General features: G+C 53.9%; 24 protein-coding genes and 1 riboswitch. Of the genes, 13 read left to right on the forward strand and 11 right to left on the reverse strand.

The window, feature by feature from the left end; genetic code table 11:
* Positions 1-17: 17 nt before the first annotated feature.
* Genes IPM31_00445 through IPM31_00455 form a run of 3 tightly spaced genes read left to right on the forward strand, consistent with a single transcriptional unit; the run spans position 18 to position 2,434 of the window.
* Positions 18-785, forward strand: coding sequence for an energy-coupling factor transporter transmembrane protein EcfT (locus IPM31_00445; GenBank protein MBK9005441.1), 768 nt, complete (start codon positions 18-20; stop codon positions 783-785).
* The gene (locus IPM31_00450) at positions 773-1,615 is read left to right on the forward strand and encodes an ABC transporter ATP-binding protein (GenBank protein MBK9005442.1); all 843 of its coding nucleotides are present in this window, start codon (positions 773-775) and stop codon (positions 1,613-1,615) included. The genes IPM31_00445 and IPM31_00450 overlap by 13 nt, the downstream gene beginning before the upstream one ends.
* A 51-nt stretch (positions 1,616-1,666) precedes the next feature.
* Positions 1,667-2,434 (forward strand): ABC transporter ATP-binding protein, encoded by a 768-nt coding sequence (locus IPM31_00455; protein ID MBK9005443.1) that lies wholly within the window; start codon positions 1,667-1,669, stop codon positions 2,432-2,434.
* 254 nt (positions 2,435-2,688) lie between these two features.
* On the opposite strand, the gene IPM31_00460 is transcribed toward IPM31_00455, so the two are convergent.
* Entirely contained in the window at positions 2,689-3,135 is a 447-nt protein-coding gene (locus IPM31_00460) for a DNA-binding protein (protein MBK9005444.1), read from the reverse strand.
* Positions 3,136-3,250: 115 nt separating this feature from the next.
* On the opposite strand from IPM31_00460, the gene IPM31_00465 reads away from it, so the two are divergent.
* From IPM31_00465 to IPM31_00495, 7 genes are read left to right on the forward strand one after another with little or no spacing between them, the layout of a single operon-like run.
* Positions 3,251-4,270 (forward strand): GNAT family N-acetyltransferase, encoded by a 1,020-nt coding sequence (locus IPM31_00465; GenBank protein ID MBK9005445.1) that lies wholly within the window; start codon positions 3,251-3,253, stop codon positions 4,268-4,270.
* 5 nt (positions 4,271-4,275) lie between these two features.
* Positions 4,276-4,860 (forward strand): isoprenylcysteine carboxylmethyltransferase family protein, encoded by a 585-nt coding sequence (locus tag IPM31_00470; protein MBK9005446.1) that lies wholly within the window; start codon positions 4,276-4,278, stop codon positions 4,858-4,860.
* Positions 4,860-5,753 carry a diterpene synthase gene (locus tag IPM31_00475; protein MBK9005447.1) on the forward strand — a complete coding sequence of 298 codons (894 nt, stop codon included), beginning with the start codon at positions 4,860-4,862 and terminating at the stop codon, positions 5,751-5,753. Before IPM31_00470 ends, IPM31_00475 begins: the two co-directional genes overlap by 1 nt.
* 11 nt (positions 5,754-5,764) lie before the next feature.
* Positions 5,765-7,234, forward strand: a complete 1,470-nt coding sequence (locus IPM31_00480; protein ID MBK9005448.1) for a cyclase — start codon at positions 5,765-5,767, stop codon at positions 7,232-7,234.
* Positions 7,235-7,238: 4 nt separating this feature from the next.
* Positions 7,239-8,936 carry a PAS domain-containing protein gene (locus tag IPM31_00485; GenBank protein ID MBK9005449.1) on the forward strand — a complete coding sequence of 566 codons (1,698 nt, stop codon included), beginning with the start codon at positions 7,239-7,241 and terminating at the stop codon, positions 8,934-8,936.
* On the forward strand, positions 8,933-9,307 hold the full coding sequence (locus tag IPM31_00490; protein ID MBK9005450.1) for a response regulator: 375 nt from the start codon (positions 8,933-8,935) through the stop codon (positions 9,305-9,307). Before IPM31_00485 ends, IPM31_00490 begins: the two co-directional genes overlap by 4 nt.
* Before the next feature lie 7 nt (positions 9,308-9,314).
* Positions 9,315-10,643, forward strand: a complete 1,329-nt coding sequence (locus tag IPM31_00495) for a DUF2029 domain-containing protein (protein ID MBK9005451.1) — start codon at positions 9,315-9,317, stop codon at positions 10,641-10,643.
* On the opposite strand, the gene IPM31_00500 is transcribed toward IPM31_00495, so the two are convergent.
* The 3 genes from IPM31_00500 to IPM31_00510 all read right to left on the reverse strand — a co-directional run bounded on the left by IPM31_00500 (position 10,636) and on the right by IPM31_00510 (position 15,279).
* On the reverse strand, positions 10,636-11,769 hold the full coding sequence (locus IPM31_00500) for an alpha/beta hydrolase fold domain-containing protein (GenBank protein ID MBK9005452.1): 1,134 nt from the start codon (positions 11,767-11,769) through the stop codon (positions 10,636-10,638). The genes IPM31_00495 and IPM31_00500 overlap by 8 nt on opposite strands.
* A 291-nt stretch (positions 11,770-12,060) precedes the next feature.
* A complete protein-coding gene (locus IPM31_00505) occupies positions 12,061-13,683 on the reverse strand; it encodes a DUF4173 domain-containing protein (protein ID MBK9005453.1) in 1,623 nt (540 codons plus the stop codon).
* Positions 13,684-14,196: 513 nt separating this feature from the next.
* On the reverse strand, positions 14,197-15,279 hold the full coding sequence (locus IPM31_00510; protein ID MBK9005454.1) for an ATP-dependent 6-phosphofructokinase: 1,083 nt from the start codon (positions 15,277-15,279) through the stop codon (positions 14,197-14,199).
* Between the two features lie 306 nt (positions 15,280-15,585).
* Here IPM31_00510 and IPM31_00515 point away from each other — a divergent pair, with 306 nt between their 5' ends.
* From IPM31_00515 to IPM31_00525, 3 genes are all read left to right on the forward strand, one after another.
* A complete protein-coding gene (locus IPM31_00515) occupies positions 15,586-16,422 on the forward strand; it encodes a DUF2085 domain-containing protein (protein ID MBK9005455.1) in 837 nt (278 codons plus the stop codon).
* Positions 16,423-16,490: 68 nt separating this feature from the next.
* Positions 16,491-17,057: a DUF4126 domain-containing protein gene (locus IPM31_00520; GenBank protein ID MBK9005456.1), complete on the forward strand. Its 567-nt coding sequence runs from the start codon at positions 16,491-16,493 to the stop codon at positions 17,055-17,057.
* Between the two features lie 38 nt (positions 17,058-17,095).
* Complete coding sequence (locus IPM31_00525; protein MBK9005457.1) at positions 17,096-17,236, forward strand: hypothetical protein; 141 nt, start codon at positions 17,096-17,098, stop codon at positions 17,234-17,236.
* Positions 17,237-17,266: 30 nt separating this feature from the next.
* On the opposite strand, the gene IPM31_00530 is transcribed toward IPM31_00525, so the two are convergent.
* The 7 genes from IPM31_00530 to IPM31_00560 all read right to left on the reverse strand — a co-directional run bounded on the left by IPM31_00530 (position 17,267) and on the right by IPM31_00560 (position 23,813).
* Complete coding sequence (locus IPM31_00530; protein ID MBK9005458.1) at positions 17,267-17,743, reverse strand: DUF402 domain-containing protein; 477 nt, start codon at positions 17,741-17,743, stop codon at positions 17,267-17,269.
* Positions 17,740-18,735: an ABC transporter ATP-binding protein gene (locus tag IPM31_00535; GenBank protein ID MBK9005459.1), complete on the reverse strand. Its 996-nt coding sequence runs from the start codon at positions 18,733-18,735 to the stop codon at positions 17,740-17,742. Before IPM31_00535 ends, IPM31_00530 begins: the two co-directional genes overlap by 4 nt.
* A gap of 13 nt (positions 18,736-18,748) precedes the next feature.
* On the reverse strand, positions 18,749-20,473 hold the full coding sequence (locus IPM31_00540) for an iron ABC transporter permease (protein ID MBK9005460.1): 1,725 nt from the start codon (positions 20,471-20,473) through the stop codon (positions 18,749-18,751).
* Between the two features lies 1 nt (position 20,474).
* On the reverse strand, positions 20,475-21,509 hold the full coding sequence (locus IPM31_00545; protein MBK9005461.1) for a thiamine ABC transporter substrate-binding protein: 1,035 nt from the start codon (positions 21,507-21,509) through the stop codon (positions 20,475-20,477).
* 3 nt (positions 21,510-21,512) lie between these two features.
* Complete coding sequence (locus IPM31_00550) at positions 21,513-22,184, reverse strand: thiamine diphosphokinase (protein ID MBK9005462.1); 672 nt, start codon at positions 22,182-22,184, stop codon at positions 21,513-21,515.
* Positions 22,185-22,270: 86 nt separating this feature from the next.
* A riboswitch (TPP riboswitch) is annotated at positions 22,271-22,381 on the reverse strand.
* A 273-nt stretch (positions 22,382-22,654) separates the two neighbouring features.
* Positions 22,655-23,437 (reverse strand): alpha/beta hydrolase, encoded by a 783-nt coding sequence (locus tag IPM31_00555; protein MBK9005463.1) that lies wholly within the window; start codon positions 23,435-23,437, stop codon positions 22,655-22,657.
* Position 23,438: 1 nt separating this feature from the next.
* Positions 23,439-23,813, reverse strand: coding sequence for a response regulator (locus tag IPM31_00560; protein MBK9005464.1), 375 nt, complete (start codon positions 23,811-23,813; stop codon positions 23,439-23,441).
* Positions 23,814-23,820: the final 7 nt, after the last annotated feature.

Consider the following 23,820-nt stretch of genomic DNA (forward strand, 5'->3'; position numbering starts at 1 on the left):
ATGGTGATATGAATTCGTTGAGTATTTATGCAGCCCGCGCAAGCGGGCTGCATAAACTAAACCCTCTTACCAAATTCGTCCTTACGCTCTGCATTCTGTTGGGCGGGTTTGCGTTTTCAAGCGCCGCATCGGGTTATCTGATCTTGATCGCGATCATCACGCCTCTTTCCATTTGGGGAAAGGTCACAATGAGAATGTATCGATTGGTTTTCAATATCAGTTGGCCCCTGATCGTATCTGTTTTTCTCATCCAGCCCTTGTTTTGGGGTAGCGGGACACCATTGTTTGAACTTGGACCCCTCTCGCCAAAATTGGAAGGAGCTCTCTTCGCATTCAAAAGTTCTGGCAGAATTTTATATATTATGGCAAATTTTATTCTGTTCTCTCTAACCACCCGTCCAGACACTTTGATGATCTCGCTCAAACAGGCAGGGCTACCCGGCGGACTGGCATATATCATTGTGTCAACACTTCAACTCGTTCCTCAATATGTCGCCAAAGCAAATATCATTTTGGATGCGCAACGATCGCGCGGTCTGGAAACGCAAGGCAACATCGTTACGCGCGCTCGCGCGCTAATGCCTTTGGTTCTTCCGCTGGTGATCGGCAGTCTTTTAGAAGTTGAGGAACGCGCAATTGCTATCGAGGCGCGCGCATTCAACTCCAGTCGTGTTGAAACAAGTATTCTCGAAATCCCAGATTCTCGAACCCAGCAAACCGCAAGGGTCGGGATGATCGCCGTAACTATTCTGCTGATCGCGGGGAGATTTGTGTGGCTATCGTAAACCTGCAAAACGTCACCTACAAATATCCACTCACCGACGCGCCCGTATTGAAGAATATCAACCTGCAGGTGGACGAGGGCGAGTTCGTCGCGGTCATCGGACCGAACGGCGCGGGCAAGTCCACGCTGTGCTACACAGTGGCGGGATTCGTTCCGCATTTTTTCAAAGGCGAGATCGCTGGCACAGTGGAAGTTGCCGGCGCGGAATCAAGCAAATCGAATCTGCGTGAGTGGGTGTTGAATGTTGGGCTGGCGTTCCAGAACCCGTTCAACCAGATCAGCGGCGCCAAGTACACTGTCTTCGAAGAGATCGCTTTTGGGCTGGAAAATATCGGCGTGCCGCGCGAGGAAATGATCCCACGCGTGAACGATGCGATGAAGTTGACCGGCATCTCTGAATTGGCGGATCGCTCCCCCTACTCCCTCTCCGGCGGACAACAACAACGCGTCGCGCTGACCTCCATCCTGGTCATGCGCCCCAAGGTTCTCATCCTCGATGAGCCAACCTCGCAGATGGACCCCATCGGCACGCGCGAAGTCTTCGGCGTGATCCGCGCGTTGGCAGAACGCGGCATGACCGTCATCATGGCGGAACACAAAGTGGAATGGATCGCCAACTTCGCAAACCGGGTGATCGCTTTACGCGAAGGAGAGATCATTGCAGATGGAAAACCAAGCGACGTTCTCACCTCCGACCTGCTGACAGAAAAAGGATTCGGCATCTCGCGCTACACATCTGTGGCGAGAAAGGCGAAAGAGCTCGGGTTGTGGAAGAAAGATAAATTGCCGGTCACATTAGATGAGGCGGTGGAGGGGTTCAAAAATGCGTAACCCGCATTCTCTAATGCGGACGTTAGAGAACGTCCGCTGCGCAAAATCAACATGAACATCGAAATCCACAACCTAACGTTCTCCTATCCAACCGGTGTGCAAGCCTTGCGTGGACTCTCGCTCACGATTCAATCGGGTGAGCAAGTTGCGATTGTCGGACAGAACGGCGCGGGGAAAACGACATTGGTCAAACATCTGAATGGATTGCTTCAACCCACCTCTGGCTCGGTAAAAATTGGCGATTGGGACACGCGCGAACATTCGGTAGCAAAGATGGCGCGGCGGGTCGGTTATGTGTTTCAAAACCCCGACGAGCAATTGTTCTCTAAGAATGTGGGGATCGAAGTCGCTTTCGGGCCGAAAAATTTAGGGATGAGCGGGGAGCAGGTTCAACGTCGGGTAAAAGAGGCGTTGGCAATGGTCGAGTTATCCGATAAAACGGAGACGAATCCGTACGACCTATCCGCAACATGGCGCAAGATGGTCGCGCTCGCATCCGTGATTGCCATGGACACAGACATCGTCATCTTCGACGAGCCAACAACAGGACAGGACGCGGCAAACATCGCGCGCATCGCCAACGTGATCAAAATCTTACGAGAACGCGGCAAAACCATCATCACCATCACGCACGACATTGATTTTTGCGCCGAAAATTTCGAGCGCGTCATCGCCATGTCGCAGGGACGCATCCTGCTCGACGGCAAAGCCAACGATGCGCTTGGGCAGGAAGATATTCTTGCCACAACCTACGTTGACCCTCCTCAACTCACACGGCTGGGCAAAAGGCTGGGCTTTCAAAGAGACAGTGCGAAATGAGGAAGAATTTCTAGCGGGGCTGAAAAAATAAGGGTCTCCAGAATTAACGGAAAACCGCCTCACCACGAAGGACACAAAGTATACAAAGGGAAAAAGCGCCCAATTTCCTTGTGTTTTTTCGGCTCTATCGTTATTAACGGGAAAGCCCAAAAACCTTAGCCACGGATTTCACAAATTCACACGGATTGTTTAAAACATTCGTGAACATCCGTGTAAATTCGTGGCAAAGAATCTTCCTGCGAGTCGTAATCCCGTCAGAAACGGGAGAGCCGTTTTTTCTTTGTGACCGTCGCGCCTTTTGTGTTTGCAAAGTGGTAAACCACCAACTCCTCATACCCCGAATCCTCCGCAAACTCGCGCTGGTACGCCGACTCATCGAACGCCAGAAGCACAACCTCCGCTGTTGTGTAAATCATACAGCCCGATTCCATATGCCCGCCGATGGTTTTTCCCTCCGCGTCGGAAATCGAAATATGCAAATGCGACCCGTGAACAGACACCGTGCCAGTGATGGACGCGATCTCGAAAAATTCATCAAACTCCGAGAAGGAATTCCTGTTCGCAAAGCGCAACACCGCGCGGCGCAGGCTCCCCACCGATGCGATCACACACCCTGCCTGAATCTGCTTTTCGTTCACAAAGTCCTGAATACTGTCGAACAAATCCTGCCCAGATTTCAATCGAAAGGTATAATTTTGCATGGACGAACCTCCAGCGCAATTATACGGTCATGCTTCTCGGTTTTCACTTTTGCAAGGCAAATACCAGCGATAAAATCCATAGGCTCATGTACAATGGAAAAGCACGGGAGCGAATATGACAAAGTTAAAAGTTGAAGTTTTTCACAGCATCCACGACATCAAACCAGACATTTGGAACCGCATCGCCGCCGGGCGCGGCTTTCAGAGCCATGCGTGGTACGTGTTCGGCGAACACGCCATGGCAGACAGCCCCGCCACCTATTTGATCGCCTGGGATGGCAAAACGCCGGTCGGAGGCGCGGCATTGTTCCGCGTCACAAACGAACCGCTTCCCCTCCCAAGCATTGCCCGCAACTTCATGGCGTCTATTTTAAAGCACCGCCCGCTATTGGTATGCCGTTCCCCGCTCGCCGACACATCCGCGCTATTGCTTCCCGGCGGAGAACTCCACGATGAAGCGCTTGCCGCCCTCGCGCAAGCGGCGCAGGAGGAATTCAAAAAACAACGTTGCTCATTCCTGGTCTTCGATTACCTGCTGACCGAACAACTGCGCTATGCGTGGCCCCATGGCTACGAACCCGTCACCGTTTCAGAACCCGGCACCTTCATGCCGATGGAGTGGGACAACTTCGAAGCCTATCTCGAATCGGGCAACAAAAAAGACCGCCAACAATACAAGAAAAGCGTGAAAGAAGCGGAGGAAGCGGGACTCGTCCTCTCCAAACACCGGTCGGTTTCAGACGTGGAAACCGCGCTCACCCTCATCAAGCATGTGTCCATCTGGCACGGCTCCGCGCCCAACCCATGGATGCGCGGCTTACTCGAAAACTTCTCGATGATCGACGGCGACTGGCTCGAACTGCGCAAAGACGGCAAACTCGTCGGATGCGGCGCTGTGGTGCGCGACAACAACTTCCAACTCGCCACCGCGCTTGGGTTGGAAGACGATGTGCCAGGCGGATATTTCTACCTGCTCCACGCCGCTTTGCGGGAAGCGTTCGAACACAAAGTTCGCCTCGTGCGCTTCGGCGCCGGCGCGTACGATGTAAAACGCAGGCTCGGTTTCCATTTGGAAGATACCAATCACGCCATGGTGACCATGGCGGGGTTCCTCGCGCGCGCGGCAAAAAGTTGAACCCCATGTTCCCGGCAACGATTCAAGCGGCGCTCACGTTCCTCGCCATCCTTCTTTTTTACGCTATGGATTTCCTCCTCATCCGCCGCTACGACAAACAACGCGCCGCCAGCGGCACAGGCCGCGCCTGGGATTTTACCTTGTTCATCTTTACCCTCGTCGCTGTTCTGATCCTGCAACCGGTGTTGCTCCCGCAATTGAGTTTTCGCACCACTGCCGCCTGGGGATTCTTCGCGCAACTCCTCGGCATCCTATTGATCCTGAAGGCGCTCGCGCTACACGCCTGGTCGCGCGCCCATCTCGGAAAATTCTATGCCGAGCGCGTCGAAGTTCAACCCGATCACAAAGTGATCGACACCGGTCCCTACAAACTCATGCGACACCCGGTCATCACATCCTTTTTTGGAATTGCGGCGGGGCTGTTTTTTGTTAACCCCTCGTTCGCCACGCTCGCCGCCCTGATCTACGCCATCTGGGATTTCACGCGCGCCGCCAAACAGGAAGAGGAACTGCTCACGCAGACGCTCCCCGGCTACGGCGACTACGCGCGTCGCACCCCCCGATTCCTGCCCCGGCTGTGGATGCTTTGATGCCCACGTTCGAGGAATTCCTCCAACTCCCCACCGAAGAGGTTGCCGTCCTCGTCAAAGCGAGCGGCGCAAAAGTCTGCGTATTCCCCATCAACGGCACGCGGCGTTGGTTCATGCTTGAACATGCCGGCAAGATTCAAAACGATTTTTTTCAAACATACATGGATTTGTCGATCCAAAATCATATCGAACTCTGCGCGCTGCTGTTCGATCATGGGATCGAAACCATTCTGGCTCCGGTCTTTGGGCGCGAACTCTTGAGCCGCGGCGACGAATACACCCAGCGCGTCGGCATCGATGGACTCATCCGCACCGCCACCGACGCAAATTATCGCAAATTCTTCGAACGCTACAACGTGAAGGTTCGGTTTTACGGAGATTTTCGCGCGGCGTTGACAGCGACACCCCATGCGGGCGCGCTTCAATCCATGGAGGATGTGGTCGAAGCGACAAAATCCAACTCGGCATTTCGTCTCTACTTCGGCGTTTTCGCCGACGAGGCTTCAGCAACCATAGCCCGCCTTGCCATTGAGCATTACCGCGCGGAAGGCGCGATACCCGACAAGACCGCGCTGGTAAAAAAATATTACGGAGAAGAACTTCCCCCGGTGAGCCTATTCATCGGCTTCGACAAATTCAGCGCGTTCGACATGCCCCTGCTTGCCACCGGCGAAGAAGACTTGTATTTCTCGCGCAGTCCATCACCATATATGACGGCTCATCAACTTCGATCTATTTTGTACGATCACCTGTATACCCGCCGCGCGCCCGAACCCGACTACGCCAAACTTACGCCTGACGCGCTCAACGAACTTCGCGAATACTACCGCCGCTATAAAGATTCTGTGTTCGGCGTCGGAAAACTGAAATTCGGCATATGGTTTCCAGAATAGATACCAACCTCATGACAGACATCATCACGACACTCATCAACGAAATCGGACCCGGTCATATGGCAAGCACGGCCTATGACACAGCATGGGCGGCCCGTCTGGACGAGATCGATCCATCCATCAGCGCCCACGCCCTAACCTGGCTGACAAAAAATCAATTACCCGACGGCACCTGGGGCGCGCCAGCGCCAATGTACTACCACGACCGCGTGGTTTGCACGCTCGCCGCCATGATCGCGCTGGAACGGCGCGGCCACCGCGAAGCGGACAAGGCACAGATCGTCAAAGGCAAACTCGCCCTTGAACGAATCGTGAGCGAAGCGACGGGGGGGCTATCCTCCGACCCAAACGGGGCAACTGTCGGCTTCGAAATGATCGCTCCCACCCTGGTGGCAGAAGCCGAAAAACTGGGTTTAATCAAAAATCAGGCGAACCGCATCCTGGGCAGAATATCCAAACAACGCGCGGTGAAACTCGCCTACCTGAAAGACAACATGATCAGCCGTCATGTCACCATGGCGTTTTCGGCTGAGATGGCGGGCGTGGACGGCAAACACATGCTCGATGTGGACAACTTGCAAGAGAGCAACGGCTCTGTGGGAGTCAGCCCGTCTGCCACCGCCTATTTTGCAACCTACATCAAAAAAGGCGACAAAGCCGCGCTTGCCTATTTGCGCGACATCATGAAACCAGATGGCAGTTTTCCAAACGTTGCCCCATTCGATGTCTTCGAGATCGGGTGGTCGTTGTGGAATCTGAGCCTGATCCCCGGCCTGAAGCAACACGCCAAACTCAAGCCGCATTTAGACTTTCTTGCCAATGCCTGGGTTCCAAAACGCGGCGTGGGATTTGCCGCAGGGTACACGGTCAAAGACAGCGATGATACAAGTTTGGTATTCGATACCTTGCTTAGGTATGGGATCGAAAAGGACTTGGGCAGTGTGCTCTCGTATGAAGAGAAGGATCACTTCCGCTGTTTCGATTTGGAAGCCAACCCTTCGATTAGCGCAAATATTCACGTGCTGGGCGCCCTCGGGCAGGCAGGGCTGGATATGAAAAACTCGTCGGTGCAAAAAGTTGCGCGTTTTCTTCACAAAGCGCGAGGGACGAATCCGTTCTGGGCAGACAAGTGGCACGCATCGCCTTATTACGCCACATCACATGCCATTATCGCGTGCGCCGGTATTGCCAATGACCTGGTCGCTGAATCGGTGGATTGGATCCTGAGCGCCCAAAATAAGGATGGATCCTGGGGAGCCTACCTAAAAACCGCGGAAGAAACCGCTTATGCCGCGCAGGCGCTTTGGGTGTGGAACCAAAAAGCGGCGAGAGTGCCTAAAACCGCCATGACGCGAGCCGCGCGCTGGCTGTCGGAAAATATGGATAAGCCTTATCCGCCGCTATGGATCGGTAAGTGCTTATATAGCCCCAACCTGGTAATTCGATCCGCGGTGATCAGCGCATTGGCTTTGGCTGGTTGATGCTATGAAAAACTTCATCGAACGCTTATTTACCTTTTCCACATCGGACCCTGAAGACACCCGTAAAAGGCGGATCCTTGGCATATTGCTGGCAGGCACGGCGGGAGTAGCGTTGCTCGGCATGTTATCGTTCATCTATTTCGCCGCCACAGTAGACCCCGCCGAATTTTATCTTCTCTTATGGGGCAGCGCGCTCACGTTCATCCTGGTGATAATCGTGTACGCGGTGAACTATTTTGGATCGGGTAGAGCCGCGGCTGTTTTATTCCTAATTTTTTTATACGTCATTTTTCTCTTTAGCGATACTCCCGACCAGATCGTGGGCGGACGAACGCTTTTCGCGTTCACCATCCCGATCTTCATGGCGAGCATTCTCCTCACACCGGCTTCCAGTTTCATTTTTGCGGGAATAAGCGGCGCAGTGGTTTTGTATCTGGCTGTATCGTTGGAAATTACTCCCAATATTCCCGGGGTCTTCGGGTTTTTCCTGATCGCTTTCGTCTCATGGTTATCGGCTCGCAGTCTCGAACAGGCGTTGAGCGAACTGCGCTCCATCAATTTGAACCTGGACCGCGTGGTGGCAGAGCGGACAGAGGCTCTCGCGGAATCGCTTGCCAGAGAAAAGATCGAGGCGGGACGCAACCAGGCGATCTTGAACTCGATTGCGGACGGCGTGATCGTTTTCGACAAAAGGTGGAACGCCACCATGGCGAATCCCGCCATCAAAAGTATGCTCGATATTCCTTTGCAGTTGATCATCAACAAAAACTTCCGTGAACTGGTGGAACATCCCCGCCTCGCTCCTAACAGCCGCGCGCTCCTCGGCTCCATGATCGAACATGGCACCCAGCCCATCGGGTTTCGCGTCGAATGGGGCGATAAGACCCTCTCGGTCAGCGCGGCTCAGATCTACGACCAACGGCGGGAAGATACCGGCACCGTCATCGTCTTCCGCGATTTTACGCGCGAGGCGGAAGTGGAGCGGCTCAAAAGCACGTTCGTTGGGATCGTGTCGCATGAATTACGCACGCCCCTGAATGCGATCCTCGGCTATGCCGAAATGTTCAAGGAGGCGGTGTACGGTCCCGTCAATGAAAAACAAGTGAACATGGCAGACCGAATCATGAAGAACACGCAACGCCTGCTGGCGTTGATCAATGACCTGCTCGATCAGGCGCAAATCGAAGCGGGCAAGCTCACCATCAGCAACCAAACGATCAGACCCGCCGAGTTGCTCGAAACCATGCACAGCCTGATGGACAAACCCGCCGCGGATAAAAACTTGAAACTCACCAGCGAGATCGAAGACGATTTTCCCGAAAGGCTGGTCGGCGACCCGGCGCGACTGCAACAAATCCTTGTGAACCTGGTGGGGAACTCTGTCAAATTCACGCATCGCGGGTTTGTCCATGTCAAATTGCTCCGCCAGGATGAACGCTGGGGCATTGAAGTGACAGACTCTGGGCAGGGCATCCCGGAGTTCGAGATCCCGCATATTTTCGAAACGTTCCGTCAAGTGGACGGAGCCGCCACCCGCGAACATGGCGGTTTCGGGCTGGGATTATCCATCGTCAAACAACTCGTCGGGTTAATGAACGGCGAGATCAGTGTAACCAGCCAACTGGGCGAGGGAAGCGTGTTTCTCATCCGCTTTCCGCTCCTCGCCCCAAAGGAATACCCAACAGCATGGAGAAGTTCATGAGTAAACTGGCATTGATCATTGAAGACGACAGAGACCTGGCGAGCATCTTTGCCGAGGCGCTGCGCGGGATCGGGTTCGAAGTGGAAAACGCCCTCGACGGCAAAGCCGCGCGGGAACGATTAATCCATGGAGCAACGCCCTTCCTCATCCTGCTGGATATGCACCTGCCGCATATCTCGGGCAAGGATTTACTGTTGAATGTGATGAAAAAAGACGAGCGCTTTAACACCAGTTGGATCATGATCACGACTGCTGATGCCCGCCTCGCCGAGGAACTCCGCGACCAGGTGGATTTTGCCATGATCAAACCGATTCTATTCGGGCAATTGCGCGACCTCGCCGCGCGGTTAAAACCTAAAGACGAAATCTAACACGCCCATGATCAACCAATGCTGGGCTGAGTCAAAGCGGTATCGCGCCGCATTGATCTTTGCCGTCGTTTACGCCATTGTTCGCTTCGGCGCGCAGGCATACTTTTTTGCGCAGGCGCTTACACCGCAGGCTTTGGCGCAAGACACCTTCGCCGCGGCAGATCTGCAATTTGCCTACATCCCCGCCGCAGAACATTTCAGAGACCGGGAAGACCTCTACCTCAAAGGCTCGCTCGAGGTTCTCGAAACTCACTATCTCTACACGCCCGTATTCGCTTTTTTTTGGAGTCCTATCCTCCTCGCGCCGCTCAATATTCAGATACCCCTGCTCACCGTCATCCACCTGGTCGCCTATGGATTGCTTTACAACCGCTGGGCGCGCCTGTACCAACGATACAACCTACAGGGCGCTGAAAAACTTTGGGCGCAACTCCTCCCGCTATTCCTCCTGTTCACCGTTTTCTGGGACGATCTCGCCATCCTCAACATCTATCTGATCATCGCGTTGTTCGCCACCTTTGGGCTTGAGGCGGTGCTGGAAGAAAACCTGCCATGGGCTTCTTTTTGGATCGGCGCAGTGATCATCCCCATCAAGCCGCACTGGGGATTCGCGCTCGGAATTCCCCTCCTACTTGGACAATATCGCTTCTTCCTTCGATTGATGCTGGGTACCCTCCTCGCCTATCTCGCCGTGACGGGAATCACCATCCTGGGAGGTGGCGCGGAGTACGTGGCGCGGCAATATCAGGATTACATCGCTTTCCTCTCCCGACTTACTCCAGATTTTCCATGGTGGGGACCAGACAAACCATTCTTCGGCTACAATCACTCGGTGTTGCAGACGATCCTGTATTATCTCGGCGTGAACTCCTTCAACATGAAGCTCGCTTTGGTTGTAAAAGCCATCTTACTTATCCCGCTTGGGTTGGTCGCGTTGAAATTTCTTAGGAACCCCATCCAAAAAAGCGGACGCGAAACGCCCGAAACCGCGCTCGCGCTCGGATTCGCGCTCTACCTCGGCGCCTTCATCTGGCTGAATATGGTATGGGAGATTTCACTGGCGTTGCCAATTTTCGTTTACCTTCTCACAGTCGTCAAACAATCATGGGTCCGCGCCGCTCTATGGGCGCTCTTTCTTCCCTACGCCATATTGGACGTCTGGAGACTGGCGAGCGTACTGGTGTTGGGATACGGCGTGATCTACGAACGCGTGTACATCCTCACCGACCCGATCCTGTATGTTCCATGGATCTTGGTTCTCATCATCGTGTTTTATGGGTTGCTGATTCGATACCTCGCAAACGACTTGCAACAGCGCTTAGCGAAGCCTAATTAATCCCTTCAAGAAACGAAATGATGGCGTCGAAATACGCTGTGATAATGCCATCCTTGTCGTGGCCAAATCCTTCCGCGGTTACGAATGTCGTTGGGACGCCAGCAGCGGCAAGAAGATTCGATAACTCAACAGATTCTTGATACGGAACGGTTTGATCGTCGGTGCCATGGATGATTAGAAACGGCGGGTCGTTAGCGGTGATGTAATTATCAACCGGTAATTTGGCGCGATCTGGGCAATCGCTGTAAGGCGAGCAACCGAATAATTCATAGGTGAGGGGGAGTATGTCGGGGGAGAGACTGTCAATCTGCGCGGTTGTGACGGAGCCGAAGAGATCGATCACTCCTGCAACCTGGCTTGAAACATTTGTGTTGCCTCCAGTTGTTCCCTCGAATTCGGGAAGGTCTGTCGTAACGCCCACCAACGATGCAAGCAATCCGCCGGAGGATGTGCCCAAGATAAAAATCCTATCGGGGTCAATATTCAATTGCGAAGCATTCGCGCGCAGGTAACGGATTGCGCCTTTCAAGTCCTCAACTTGAGCGGGGAAATACCCATCCAACATACTTCGGTATTCGACCGCCGCAATTGCGTAGCCCTCGGAAGTGAAATCGTCTTCAAACCCTTCGGCAGAGTTCAACCCCCCGGGACCAAACCCGCCGCCATGTATCCATACAATCACCGGGAAATTCTCACCGGTCTCTGGCTTGATAAGATTGAACTTTAGCTCAGTAGAACTTTCATTGGCATAGGTAACTATTGTTGACGTGTAACCGCCAGCGGATTGCGAACCATTTTGGCTGGACGGCGAACTCGAATCGGTCTCTTTACCTGCCTTGATGGTCACCACATCATCCACTTCTTGACTCGGCACAAGAAGCGTTCCGTGTTCATCATAAAAGTCTAACTTGTACTCGCCCGGAGCAAGAAGTTCGTTGAGATTCGTCGAAGTATGATAAACATCTTCGATGCGGAAAAGTTCATTTCCCATAAGATCGTACACGACCAGAGTCAATATCGTATTTTCACCGAAGAGACGTTTTAGTTTAGGAAGCTTGTTGTTCCCATTGACAATGTACGAATAGGTTTCGCCGCTCGTATTTGGCGTTGAGATCGGAGGAGCCATTGTCGCGGCAACTGCGGTGTTCGCAGGCGGCGTTATAGCCGAGGGGCTTTCCGTAGCCGAGGGAGAAGAACACCCAAAACTACTTACAACAAAGATAAGCGCAAAAATACCAATCAACAGACGTCGTATCATCGTAAACATAATAACAATCCTTTCTTTGGATGAATTTCGTTTATTCTAAGATAGGCACGTTGTAGGAATTTCATGCGGAGGTAAAATTCTTGTAAACAAACAGTCCCCACATATTGCGTATGCAGGGACTGTTTGACCTTGAAGAAAAAACTTCACAGGTTAATCGCTGTAGTATCCCCAGCAGGATATTTCCTCGCCGCTGGGGGTTTTCACCATTGGCGGCGAATCAGAGTCTATGACCTTGTAGGTAGATAAATCGGCTTCGATCGTTTCAAAGGCGCGGTCGGCATTAATGGTCGAGAGATTAATTCCCTGCCACGGGGTCGTCTCCGCATCTTGATTACGATCATACCTCTGGCAAGCCAGCGCCGCGCCGATCTCTTCGCGTGTCATGAGAGGCAACGCCTTATTTTGAAAACCACCCGCCAGCGCAGGAACCGCATCATCGGACAACTCAAGAAAGTATTGCGTATCTAATTCGACACGACCCCCGCGCGTGTTTTCCACTTCGCTTCCCTCGCCAGGCGTTTCAGCATATCCGTTGATCTCGCGTTGGATATTGTGCTTGACAATAAACGCATCCACGTTGAGCAGACTCAACGAGACGATAAATCCCAGCGACGCCATGACCATGGCAAACCCGATGGCGCGTTCCTTTTTCAGCAGTTCCAGCGCGGCGACCACGATCAACAACGCCGCCAGCCAGAGCATGAACACGTGCGTGTACGTCCGCAGGCGCGAGAAGCCATAGGCGTTTTCATACAACACAAGCCGTTGGAACGCCGACACCTGCATCACGATCACCAAGCCGACCAGCACAATGCCGAACGTCGAAAAGACTCGCCGCCGGGTTTCCGATTCGCGTTTGGTGATACTTCCCAAGCCGAGCAACATCAACAGACTGAAGAACGCCACCGCCACGAGTTCGCCAAATCCGCGCCGCGCGTATTCCGAATAGGTATAACCCTCGATGTTGATATTCGCCTGCCCGCCAAAAAAATATTGAAACTGGATCGCGACAAAGGCGGCAAACAGGATGGTCAAACTTCCCAGCACGATGGCAGACTCGGTGAAACCGAGAAACGGCGGGACGAGATTCTTCTCCTCCACCTTGTCGTCCGATTTTTGCGCGGCGTGCAAGAATGCGCCCGCGATGGTATACGCGAAAATCAAAATGTACACCAGCCGAAAAATATATTCAGGCAGGTTCTCGATGTTGAACAGGTCAATGAATTCTTCAAATCGTTTTGCAAAGACAAGGTCAGCCGAGGACAACAACGCGCCGAAGATGGCAATGACGGGCAACGCGATGACCACTCCGCGCAGGATGGACCAAAGCGGAGAAGTCCGCTTCTCACTCAGGGACGGCTGGTCGCGCTTTACTTCGGCATTGAACCCAAGCGGACGGGCGATCATGCTCGCGAGAAGAGTCAAATACCCGAAGAGGTAATCGAAGATGCGGTAGCGCGTCCAGTTGCCGCCGAGGTAGGTGAGCGCGAAAACGCCCATGAGGAAGAGAGTCATTGCAACGGAGAGGAAGACCGTCAGCGGTTCGCGGCGGAGAAAAACTGTCAGTGAAAGAAAAAGGACGGGGAGCAGAAGCAGACCTCCCCTGCGAGAGAGGCGAAGCCCGTCCGTCTGCAAAAGGTAGATTCCCGTCGCAAGACAAAGAGTCACCCACAAGATGAAGTTGATACCCGCGGGCTTTTCCCAAAAAAGAAAATCGAACGCCCAGCCAAGCAGGATGACGAGTAACCAGAATCGATTTGGATTTGTTTTCATGCGCAGCCTCCAGAAAAATTTTGCCAAGCATAGCCTTGCCGCGCTTGCGGAGGCTCTCAATTACTATCAGAATTTGGCAAACATGTCACCCTGAGCGTTAGCGAAGGGTCTCGCTTTCCATGAGAGAGATTCTTCGCCGCAAAGAACAAGAGCGCGGCTCAGAATGACATCGGTTTGGAAAATTACAACTTGGTAAGAGGCAGTTTTCGCCCATTGACATTACTTTTGAAGTGTGACATACTGCTGACATTCATTCAGGGGAACACACAAATTAATCGCCATCCTATAGAAAGGAGGAGGTGATGTCTAACATGGATAGTAGTAACAAACCCAGCGCTGTGGCATCCCTCCTCAAGTAAGTCAAGGAGCCACAGCGCCCCACCAACGCCGTCCGAAAGGGCGGCGTTGTGGTACCCCTCCCTAGCCCTCCCCAAATACGACAATATAATTTTGTTTGCATACAAATTATTTCATGTCGTATTTGGGGAGGGTGCCGCGTAGCGGCGGGAGGGGCTATTCGTCGCCAAATGAAACGCCCATGCCGCGCGCCGTAAGGATGGCGTCGTCGTTGACGTCCACTCGTTTTGCGGTTGCGTTGACTTCCTCCAACGAAACATCTATGATCTTCCCGGCGCGTAACGCGACCATGCGGTCGAATTTTCCCTGCGCCGCCAAACGGACTGCCGCCGCGCCGAAGCGGGTGGCAAGCCAGCGGTCGAACGGAGTCGGCGAGCCGCCGCGTTGTAAATGACCAAGCACAGTGACGCGCGATTCGTATCCGTGCTTTTCGATGTAATCGCCCACGCGCAGACCAATCCCGCCGAGGCGCGGAACGTAAATTTCATCGCCGCCGCGCGAAAAGACCTGTTCCCCGCCTTGCGGTTTCGCTCCCTCTGAAACAACGATGATGCTGAACAAGTATCCATCCTGCACGCGCTGACGCACCTGGGCGAGAATGGATTCAAATGTGAAGGGAATCTCTGGAATCAGAATCACGTCCGCGCCGCCCGCCACGCCCGCGTGTAAAGCGATGAAACCCGCGTCGCGCCCCATCAGTTCAAGCACCATCACGCGGTGATGCGCTTCGGCGGTGGTGTGCAGTTTATCAATGGCTTCGGTGGCGGTGTTCACCGCCGTGTCGAAACCAAAGGTCAACTCTGTGCCGCTGATGTCGTTGTCTATGGTTTTGGGAACACCGATAACCGGCGCGCCTTTCTTGCAGAGTTCATGCGCGATGTGCAAAGTCCCATCGCCGCCGAGGACAAGCAGGGCGTCCATTTCGAGGCGTTTGATTCCCTTGATAATCTCGTCTGAAACGTCGATCATCACCTCTTTGCCATCGCGGATCACCTTGCGCGCGTACGGGTTGCCGCGATTCGCCGCGCCGAGGATCGTGCCGCCGCGCGGGAGCAGTCCGCGCACCGAATCGATACTGAGCGGGACGATCCCGTCCGCTTCGATAAACCCATCGTAGCCGTTGCGAATTCCCAACACTTCGCTGTCGTATTCATAAATAGCGGTCTTCACCGCCGCGCGGATGACCGCGTTAAGCCCTGGCGCGTCGCCGCCGCCTGTGAGGATTCCGATTCGCTTCATTGATTGTCTCCTATAACGCCAATGATACTCCAGAGTTCAATACGAACTGAACGCGAATTGCGTAAAAAGGTTATTGTTCCGGGTGACCATGATTGCCGGCATCCTACCGGCAACTTCAGTCCCTTCTCCCGCAAAAAACGACTGAAGTCGTTACTACGGCAAACCGCTTTACGTGACTCCGAATACAATTCGCGCAATTCGCTCATTTGCGGCATTCGCGTTAAGAATATTCCAACTTTGCGCAAGCCATGCAAAACCGGGCAACCCTTCTTGCAAGCAGACGTATATCCCCATATAATGAACGCCATGGAACAGGTAACGACTCAACCCAAATTTCAAAATCTTCTGCGCTGGATGCTTCCCATCGCGGCAATGTTTGCCTTCGCGGCGTGGTTCTTTATCGCGCCTCCCGGTCTGCTCGGCAAGGCGGACGGCATCGGGTACGCGGTCTGTCATCGCATCAGCGAGCGCTCCTTCCACATCGGCGACCGTCAACTTCCATTGTGCGCGCGCTGCACCGGTGAATTCAACGCCGCGGCGATCTCGCTCATCTTCTTCGCGTTTGCCAGCGGGAAGAAAAGCGGATTTCCCGGTTGGAGGCTTGGCGCGCCGCTCATCCTTTTCTTCCTCGCCTTTGGGCTGGACGGATCGAACTCCTATCTGTATTTGCTCAAACAGACCTCCCCCGACGCCTTCAAAAATATTCCCAACCTGTATATCCCGAACGCCACACTGCGGCTCCTCACCGGCAGCGGCATGGGCATCGCGCTCGCTTCGATCCTCTTCCCCGCCTTCAATCAAACCGTTTGGAAAACCACAAGCCCCGAACGCGCGCTCGATTGGAAAAAACTCGCCATGCTGGTCGGCATTATCTTGTTGGTCGATCTGCTCATCCTCACCGACAGCCCGCTCGTTCTTTATCCTGTCGCCATCCTCAGCGCGCTCGGCGTCCTCACCCTGCTCACCATCGTCTTCACCATGACATGGCTGATGATCATGCGGCAGGAAAACGCGTTCCACCGACTCAACGAAATGTGGATGCCCTTCCTCGCCGGGCTGACTCTCGCCCTTTTGATGATCTCGGCAATTGACCTGCTCCGCTTCAACCTGACGGGGACCTGGGGAGGCATCCCTTTGGGTTGATCTACGCTTTTGGCTGACCAACGAGCGCTGGAGAGCGCTCTGCTACGCACATGGAATAGGAGAAATTTATGGAACTACTAACTGGAATCTTCACTGCTTTTGGGCTTTCGGCAAGCGCAGGATTGAACGCCTACATTCCCCTGCTCATCGTCGGGCTGGTGGCGCGTTATACGAATCTGCTCAACCTGAGTCAACCATGGGACACGCTGTCCAATCCATGGATCATCCTCATGCTTTGCGTCTTGGTCATCATCGAAATGCTGGCAGATAAAGTGCCGGCGGTCAACCACATCAACGACGTGATTCAAACCTTCATCCGCCCTACTGCGGGGGCGATCGCCTTCGCCGCGAGCGCAAACGTGGTGACGGATGTCAGTCCCGTGCTGGCATTGGCGGCGGGTCTGCTCGTGGCAGGGACGGTGCACGTCGCCAAGGCAGGCGCGCTCCGCCCAGCAGTGACAGCAACCACCGGCGGCGCGGGGAACGTCCCTGTGTCTATTGCGGAGGATATCATCTCCACCGTGCTGTCCATTGTCGCCATCATCCTGCCGATCCTCATCGGCACGCTGATCATCGTGGTCGGCGCGTTCATCATCTATTGGCTATACCGCCGCGCGAACCGCGTCACGACCTGATATAATGCAGGAAATCTTCCCAATCAGGAGACGCCATCATGGACCAAATGCCCGTCGAGCCGAAGAAAAATAACACCACAATCATCATCGCCGCAGTTGTCGTTGTGCTTTTGTGCTGTTGTTGTATCACCGTTGGTTTACTATACCAATACGGCGACCAAATCTTCGGCACATTCTAGACTGCTTCCACCAAATGACAAACCTCCGCATCACAGCGGAGGTTTGTCGTTTAAGAACACTTGCTTCAACTCGCCCAATCCGATCAGCGCGTTCTTTCTTAGATCATCGGTCAAGGCAAGCGCGTCAAATTCATCTTCATCCAAAACGGTTTGCCTCCCGTTCGCAGAAACCCACAGGTCCAACGCCAGATCAACGTACGAGACAACTCCATCTTCGATCACAGCGGGTTTGCCGATGTTGCAATACCAGCCTTTGATCTGCCCATCATCCCCGCCGTAGATGGCGAAGATGTTGTACCAACGGTCGGTGTAATAATATTCCACGAAGCGGTCGCCTTGTTTGAAGATCACATCTTGGAACGGCATATCGGCGCGGTCGAATAACGCCTCAAGCACAATGGATGTGTCGTCGCGGCGCAATTCGTCACCTTCGTATTCATACACCACCTCGCCTGCTGGATTCTTTTTCTGTACTTTGATCCGCAGGACTGCTTCGCTTGTTCTCATCCGAGACATTCTACCTTAACTCTCACCGAGACTTTCTTCCCGACTTTCGGCGCATCTTGCATGTAGACGTACAGTCCGTTATCGAGCGTGACTTTGTATTTATCTTGTTGGAAGACGACATCCGCGACAATGCCTGTCAAAACATTCGCTTCACTCCTGACCTCGAACGGTCTCGCCAATAACGAAACTTTTTCTCCCTTTGAATGTTTGTGCTTGCACTCAACAACAAACTCGCCCACCCCACTTTCCACTTTCCATTTTCCACTTTCTTTTCCCTCAATCACATTCCCCAACCCCAAAAATTCTGCCACATACGCGGACTGCGGATTCGCCCACACGTCGGCGGGAGTCCCTGCGCGGATGATGTTGCCTTCATGCAAAATCAAGACGCGGTCGGCGATGGCAAAGGCTTCCTCTTGATCGTGCGTGACGTAGATCGCGGGGACTTTTGTTTTTTGTAAAATCGTCTGCAACTCGTTCAACAATCCTTTACGCAGAGTCCTGTCCAATGCGCCGAGGGGTTCATCGAACATCAACAAGCGCGGACGAATCGCCAGCGCGCGCGCGAGGGCGACGCGTTGTTGTTCTCCGCCAGAGAGATCGTTTACGCTTCGTCCCCCGAAACCTTTGAGATTGACCAACTCCAACGAATTGGCTACGCGTTGGGTGATTTCATCCTGTCCCATGCGGCGCATTTTCAACCCGAAGGCGACATTGTCGTTGACGTTGAGGTGTGGGAACAAGGCGTAATCTTGGAAGACCAAGCCGAAGTCGCGGAGATGAGGCGGAGTCGAGGCGAGGTCGAGTCCGCCGAAGGAGATGAATCCCGAGTCGGGCGATTCGAGTCCAGCGATCATCCGCAAGAGTGTGGACTTGCCGCTCCCCGACGCGCCGAGGAGGCAGACCGTCTCCCCCTCCGCGACGGTGAAGGTGATGTTTTGGAGGAGGGGTTTGTTGTTGTAGGATTTGGTGATGGAGGTGAGGGTGAGCATGGGTACTTCGTATTTAGAAATCACTTGTGTATGGGAGGCGGAATTTTTCGATGATCAGAATGCTGACGGTGGTGAGCGCCATGAGGATGGTCGCCATCGCCATGGCTTGACCGTAATTCAGACCGCCAGGTTGCGAGAGGAAACGTTCGATGGCGACGGGGATGGTTGGGTACTCGGGGCGCGTGATTAGAAGGGTCGCGCCGAACTCGCCGAGGGAAATGGTGAACGCGAACGTGGCGGCGGCGAGGGTTGCGCGGCGGAGAATCGGGAGGTCAATATTTTTCCACACGTCGAGGGGCGACGCGCCTAGAGTTGAGGCGGCTTGACGTAATCTCTGCGGGATGGAGGCGATCGCGGGTTGCAGTGTGCGGATGACAAACGGCAACGCGACAAGTGTGTGCGCGAACGGGACAAGCCACGGCGAGGCAAGCCATCTGCCGTACGTGATGATGAATCCCAGCCCGAGCATCACGGCGGATGATCCAAGAGGGAGCATGATGAGGGGATCGAGGATCTTTTCGAGGCGCGTGGGATGCGCGAGCGCGAATGCGGCGGGAAAACCTAGGAGAATTGAGAGAATTGTTGTCGCAAGGGCATACGTGAGGGAATTGAGGATCGCTTGAAACGGGGGAACATAAAATACGGAGCCGCGACGGTTGATGAAAAGTTCTTTGTAATAGTCGGTGGTGAATCCGTATTGGACTTCGCCGCGTTGACCACGGTCCGCTTCGAGGCGGGTGAGGGAACGGAATGGGAGGGAGGCGAGAGGGAGTGCAAAGTAAACAGTGAGCAGTGAGCAGAGGGGGACGACGTAGAGTTTTTGTTTGAGGGATTTTGGTTTGAGGGGAGGTGTGGGGTGTGGGTTGTATTGCGTATTGCGTATTGCGTATTTGGAGTAGAGGATGGAGACGGTGAGGGTGCAGAGGAGTTGGATGATGGAGAGGAGCGCGGCGAGGGGCAGGTTGAATTGTCTGACGGCTTGGAAGTAGATCTCCGTTTCGAGGGTGGAGAGTCGCGAGTTGCCCAGGAGGAGAATCACGCCGAAGGATGTGAAGTCAAAGAGAAAGACGAGGAGCGAGGCGGCGAGGATGGAGGGACGAAGAAGGGGAAGAGTCACGTTGAGCCACACGCGGAGCGAGTCGGCGCCGAGGGTGCGGGCGGCTTGGTCAAGTTTGGGGTTGAGGTTGGAGAGCGCGGCGCCGACAATGCGGATGACGATGGTGGTGTTGTAAAAGAGGTGGGCGAGGAGGATGGCTATGAAAGGATGAAGGAGGAAGGATGAAGGATGAAAGAGAGAATTAGAGGATTGGAGAATTGTGTTGAGTAGTCCGCGCGAACCGAGGAGGGAGTTGAAGGAGGCGGCGACTACGACAGTTGGGAGGAGAAAGGGAACGGCGGTGAGAGCGCGAAGGAGAGTCTTGCCGCGGAAGTTGAAGCGGGCAAAGAGGATGGCGGAGGGGACGCCAAGGAGGAGCGTGAGGAGGGTGGAGAGGCTTGCTTGGTAGAAGGTGAAGAGTACTACGTGTTGCGTGTTGCGTAGGTTTTCGGGGGTGAATGTTGAAGGGGAGAATGTGAGTGCGAGGATTTTGGAGAGAGGAAAGAAGAAGGCGAGGGCGAGGAAAGTGAGCGGGAGGAGCCAGAGGGGTAAGGTAGACAGGTATACACGGAAACACGTATACAGGTAAACAAGGAAGCCCTGTTTACTTGTGTACGTGTCTACTTGTCTACGTGCGTACATATTATTTCAACACCACATTCGTCCACGCTTGAATCCATGCGTCGCGGTTGGCGGCGATACCGGCGGGAGATAGCGTGGCGGGTTGTGTCGGTTGTTGCGCATACTTGAGGAACGCTTCGGGAAGAACTGCATTTGGATTCACGGGATAGACGAACATTTGAAGCGGCATGTCTTCTTGAAATTGTTGGCTCAACATGAAGTCTACAAATTTTTCGGCGAGATCGCGGTTCTTCGTCCCTGTGAGGATGCCGACAAATTCGATCTGGCGGAAGCAGGTGTCTGGTCCGACCACGGAGGCGGTGGGGGCATCGTCCAGTGGAGTCTCGGCATAGACCACTTCCGCGGCGGGCGAGGAGGCGTACGAAACGACCATCGGTTGCGGTCCCTTGCCAGAGGAGCCGCTGAAGTTGGTGTAGTAGGCGGTCTCCCAACCGTCCACGACAACCACGCCGTTATCTTTCAGCGCCTGCCAATAGTCGGTGAACGAGTCGCCGTAGTGGGCAACGGTGGCAAGCAGGAAGGCGAGTCCCGTTGACGAGGTGGCGGGATTTTCAACAACGAGCAAACCGTTGTATTCGGGCTTAGTCAACTCTTCGAGGCTTTGCGGCACTGCCAAATTATTTTCGGCAAAATATTTTTTGTCGTAATTTATGCAGACATCGCCATAATCCACAGGAGTGGCGCGGTTCGAGGAGTCGAGTTTGAATTCGTCGGTGACGTTTTGCAATTCAGGCGAGACGTACGGTTCAAAAATATCTTCATCGAGCGCGCGCGAGAGGAAGGTGTTGTCCACACCAAACATCACGTCGGCAAGCGGCGCGTCTTTGGTGAGGATGGCTTTGTTGAGCATCGAGCCTGCGTCGCCGCTGGGGAGGAAAATAATTTTCACATTGTTGGCGTCTTCAAATGCTTTGACTACATCTTCGCTCACGGCGAAGGAGTCGTGGGTCATGATGGTGAGGGTGGCGGGGGATGGAGGAGTGCATGACGCGAGGAGAAAGAGGAAAGAGGAAAGTAGAAAGTGGAGATGTTTCATAGGTTAACCTTTGAGAATTGGAGGATTGGAAACTAGAGATTGGCGATGGTGGATGATGAGGAGCAAGCCTGATTCGATTTTGATGGAGGCGGTGTCGGCGGTCATTTCGTTGCTGATGCCGCGTGTTTTTTCGGGAAATAAAGTTTCGTCCTTGAGTTGCCATTTCAGGTTTTCGGTTTGGACTCCGTGAACGGGACTGCCCCACGGAATCAACGAGACGATGTCTCCGCTTCTTCCGCGGACTTCGGCTTGGGTGCGGCAAAATTGGAGGTGTTCGGTGCCGTCATCCAGTTGAAGGTTGAAGGTCGAAAGTCGAAGGTCGGAGACGAGAACGATGTTGGCTAGGGTGTGATCCATGCGACCGCCTAATGCGGTAACGATGATGATCTCTTCGGGATTCAGTTCGATGGCTTTGTGGAGGGCGAGTTCGAGGTCGGTTTCGTTTTTGTCGCGCGGGAAGAGTTCGATGGGGATATTTTTTTCTTCAAGTGTTTTCCATTCGGCGCGGTCAATGGAATCCATATCGCCGATGATAAGGTTAGGCTCGAGGTTCAGCGCAAGCGCGTGACGCGTGCCGCCGTCTGCGCAGAGGATGAAGTCGTCGGGGCGCAGGAGAGCGCGGGCTTTTTCGAGGTCGGGTAGTTCGCCGTTGGCGAAAATTAGGATGCGGTGCATAGTTAGATTTCTCCCTCACCCCTGCCCTCTCCCACAGGGAGAGGGGGATTCGAGGGAAACAAAAAACATCCTCTCAGCGGAGGATGTTTGGTTCAATAGAGAAGTCCCTCCGCCAGCATGATCTGGATCAGGTAATTCGGGTTGAGCGCGGCTCGCTCCTCTCAGTCCCGCATCGTGGGACGCCCCGTTCAGTTGTTGAGATGGTTATAAAACTTGTGAGTTATTTTGTCAATATGAAAATAACGACTGAAGTCGTTACTACGCTATGCTGTTCGACAGTTGAACTGCGGAACGAACAGGATTAATATGAAAATAACGACTGAAGTCGTTACTACGCTATGCTATTCAACAATTAAACTGTTGAACGAACAACACAACAAACGACTGAAGTTGTTACTACGTTTTGGTATTCCGCAGTTGAACTATGGAAGATCAGTGAAGTTTCGCCCAGCAAGCTGAGCGACTCCAAATCATCTAACCCTGCGTTTCCATTCCTCTTTCAATTGGAGTTCGCTGGGGCTGGCTCCCGATTCGAGGGCGAGGAAATCGGTCAGCAGGCGGTTGAATTTGACCGATTCATCGAGCATGGGGAAATGCCCGGACGTTTCAAGGACGATCTGGTGAATCAACGTGGAGGTTACCGCGCTCTCCTCCGGAACGCTGATCGCCGGGTCGGTTTCGCCGTACACAAACAATGCGGGGATGTTGAGAATGCGGAAGTTCGGGTACAGATTGTCGGCTTGGAGTCCCTTCAAGGAGGCGGTAACAGCTTGAACGTTGGCTTTTGGAGCGTCTGCAAGGGCGGCTGTCGATTCCGCTGTGCGATTCGACAGCCAGTCGACCAAGTCGCCGGGCGCGGAGGTCTGCAAACGCTGGTTTACGCCTTCGATGGTGGGCGGGCAACTGATCGTCATGACCCGGTCCACACTGCCGGGAAAGTTGATGGCATAGCACAACGCCACCAACCCACCCAAACCATGACCCACCAGGGCAACCTTGCCGATACCCATTTCGATGAGGAAACGGTCGATCAATGAAGCCTGTTGGGTCAGTGTGAAGTTTGTCTCGACATGGGCGGTATCGCCAAACCCCCACAGATCCAGGGCATAGGCGCGATACGATGTGGATGCGACTTGCATGGAGGAAATCCAATACTTCCATGAGCCCACCCAACCGTGCAGAAAGATGACCGGGCGTCCCCGCCCGAGCACCTCGTAATGCACAATCGAACCGTCGAGAAGAATCGCGCTCAAATTATTTTCCGAATTTTGCCAAGATTGCTTTCACGCGCTCAGTGAGTTGATCGGGCGCAAACGGCTTGAGCAGGTACTCTTCGGCTCCCGCTCCCAGCCCCTGCTGGATTTCCGATTCCTGCCCCCGCGCGGTGAGGAACACCACGGGAACTTCTTTGATGCCCGGCATGGTCTTCATGATTTTGCAGGCTTCGTAACCGGTCATGCGCGGCATACGCACATCCATGAGAATTAAGTCCGGGTTGATCTTTGGCGCAAGCTCCACCGCTTCCTCCCCGTTGGTGGCGGCAATCACCTCATGACCCGCAAACCGCAGTGTAAAGGCAACCAAATCCCGAATATCGCGTTCATCTTCAGCAATTAGTATCTTCGCCATACAAGCC

Source organism: Candidatus Defluviilinea gracilis, assembly GCA_016716235.1.
GTDB lineage: Bacteria > Chloroflexota > Anaerolineae > Anaerolineales > Villigracilaceae > Defluviilinea > Defluviilinea gracilis.

Coding starts and splice junctions, on each gene's coding strand:
- IPM31_00560 (MBK9005464.1), bottom strand. CDS start 23,813: ATGGCGAAGATACTAATTGCTGAAGATGAACGCGATATTCGGGATTTG.
- IPM31_00475 (MBK9005447.1), top strand. CDS start 4,860: ATGCCCACGTTCGAGGAATTCCTCCAACTCCCCACCGAAGAGGTTGCC.
- IPM31_00525 (MBK9005457.1), top strand. CDS start 17,096: ATGGACCAAATGCCCGTCGAGCCGAAGAAAAATAACACCACAATCATC.
- IPM31_00460 (MBK9005444.1), bottom strand. CDS start 3,135: ATGCAAAATTATACCTTTCGATTGAAATCTGGGCAGGATTTGTTCGAC.
- IPM31_00530 (MBK9005458.1), bottom strand. CDS start 17,743: ATGAGAACAAGCGAAGCAGTCCTGCGGATCAAAGTACAGAAAAAGAAT.
- IPM31_00500 (MBK9005452.1), bottom strand. CDS start 11,769: ATGGCTCCTCCGATCTCAACGCCAAATACGAGCGGCGAAACCTATTCG.
- IPM31_00535 (MBK9005459.1), bottom strand. CDS start 18,735: ATGCTCACCCTCACCTCCATCACCAAATCCTACAACAACAAACCCCTC.
- IPM31_00505 (MBK9005453.1), bottom strand. CDS start 13,683: ATGAAAACAAATCCAAATCGATTCTGGTTACTCGTCATCCTGCTTGGC.
- IPM31_00455 (MBK9005443.1), top strand. CDS start 1,667: ATGAACATCGAAATCCACAACCTAACGTTCTCCTATCCAACCGGTGTG.
- IPM31_00465 (MBK9005445.1), top strand. CDS start 3,251: ATGACAAAGTTAAAAGTTGAAGTTTTTCACAGCATCCACGACATCAAA.
- IPM31_00550 (MBK9005462.1), bottom strand. CDS start 22,184: ATGCACCGCATCCTAATTTTCGCCAACGGCGAACTACCCGACCTCGAA.
- IPM31_00470 (MBK9005446.1), top strand. CDS start 4,276: ATGTTCCCGGCAACGATTCAAGCGGCGCTCACGTTCCTCGCCATCCTT.
- IPM31_00520 (MBK9005456.1), top strand. CDS start 16,491: ATGGAACTACTAACTGGAATCTTCACTGCTTTTGGGCTTTCGGCAAGC.
- IPM31_00485 (MBK9005449.1), top strand. CDS start 7,239: ATGAAAAACTTCATCGAACGCTTATTTACCTTTTCCACATCGGACCCT.
- IPM31_00495 (MBK9005451.1), top strand. CDS start 9,315: ATGATCAACCAATGCTGGGCTGAGTCAAAGCGGTATCGCGCCGCATTG.
- IPM31_00480 (MBK9005448.1), top strand. CDS start 5,765: ATGACAGACATCATCACGACACTCATCAACGAAATCGGACCCGGTCAT.
- IPM31_00540 (MBK9005460.1), bottom strand. CDS start 20,473: ATGTACGCACGTAGACAAGTAGACACGTACACAAGTAAACAGGGCTTC.
- IPM31_00515 (MBK9005455.1), top strand. CDS start 15,586: ATGGAACAGGTAACGACTCAACCCAAATTTCAAAATCTTCTGCGCTGG.
- IPM31_00510 (MBK9005454.1), bottom strand. CDS start 15,279: ATGAAGCGAATCGGAATCCTCACAGGCGGCGGCGACGCGCCAGGGCTT.
- IPM31_00490 (MBK9005450.1), top strand. CDS start 8,933: ATGAGTAAACTGGCATTGATCATTGAAGACGACAGAGACCTGGCGAGC.
- IPM31_00545 (MBK9005461.1), bottom strand. CDS start 21,509: ATGAAACATCTCCACTTTCTACTTTCCTCTTTCCTCTTTCTCCTCGCG.